The sequence below is a fragment of the Moorena sp. SIO3H5 genome, from assembly GCF_010692395.1.
GTDB lineage: Bacteria > Cyanobacteriota > Cyanobacteriia > Cyanobacteriales > Coleofasciculaceae > Moorena.
Genome location: NZ_JAAHHS010000811.1, coordinates 1 through 1087, shown reverse-complemented (window position 1 = coordinate 1087; position 1087 = coordinate 1). Strand labels below are relative to the sequence as shown.

Sequence of the window (1087 nt, the reverse complement as noted above, 5' to 3'; positions counted from 1 at the left end):
TTCCGCAAATACCACAGATACGAGGTGTGGCAATTAATCCCGCTTGTGGGTCTTTTCCCCGTAAAATAACTTCAAATCCCCGGAATAGTTCCGCTTGGGTCCAAGCATTAATTACATACCCATCTTCGATATCTACTCGAACATCTAAATCCCCTTCTACCCTACCAACCGGCGAAATATCTAGTGTTTGAATTGCCATGATTATTTGTTAAGTGGGCTTTATCAGTGGAAAATGTTGTAGGAACAGAACACCTCCTTGATACCAAGTTGCGTTCTATCATGGTAGTTTAAGTCAATGCGATTGCTTCCTACCCTGCAAGAACGCTTAGAGGGAACATCGCAATGACTGGATACTATCTTTGAATGCAACTTAGTATGATTAGAAGGTGTTGGAAAGAAGCATTAATTTTGCTGTATTACCAAACTTAAGCAACTTACAGCATATTTCACCTTCATGAAGTACATTTAGACGGGACATATGGGTTAAGACAGTATTATTCGACTCAATAACCGTCAACCGTCAACTGTCAACCGTCAACCGTCAACCATCAACCGTCAACCGTCAACTGTCAACTATCAACCATCAACTGAGACTAAACAGTGAAAAACTCTTCATCTGTCCAATCAGGAGCAGTATCCTTTGCTACTACAGTCAATAAAGCATAGTCCTTCTTATTTGCTCCTGTGGGTAAATCTTTAGGAGCACCCAAAACAGTTTGGGTTTTAAACACAGTTCCTGGTTTGAGGTCATAGAAAGGAAATTCTGGTTCCGTACAACCAAGACAAGGCATACCAGCCCGGGTTTTAGAAGAAACACGGTTCCATAATATCCGGTTACAGGAAGAATGGGTCATTGGCCCGCGACAACCCAAATCATAAAACAGACATCCCGTGCGATCGCCAAATTGCTCAGTAGATGCTCGGTAAGCAAAATGGTCGTTACGGGTACATCCTGTTTGAGTAAAAGTACTAAAAAAGGTTTTGGGACGATGTAATTCGTCTAAAGCAATATCTCCAATACGTCCAGTGGCGATTGCTACTAGTACTTGGGAAATCCAGTCGGATGGGCAGGACATCCGGGAATATT

2 pseudogenes are annotated in these 1087 nt (G+C 42.2%); both read right to left on the bottom strand.

The window, feature by feature from the left end:
• Positions 1-199: pseudogene (locus F6K52_RS36695) on the bottom strand (cytochrome-c3 hydrogenase); the annotation flags it as partial.
• A 394-nt stretch (positions 200-593) separates the two neighbouring features.
• A pseudogene (locus F6K52_RS36690) lies at positions 594-1087 on the bottom strand (hydrogenase); the annotation flags it as partial.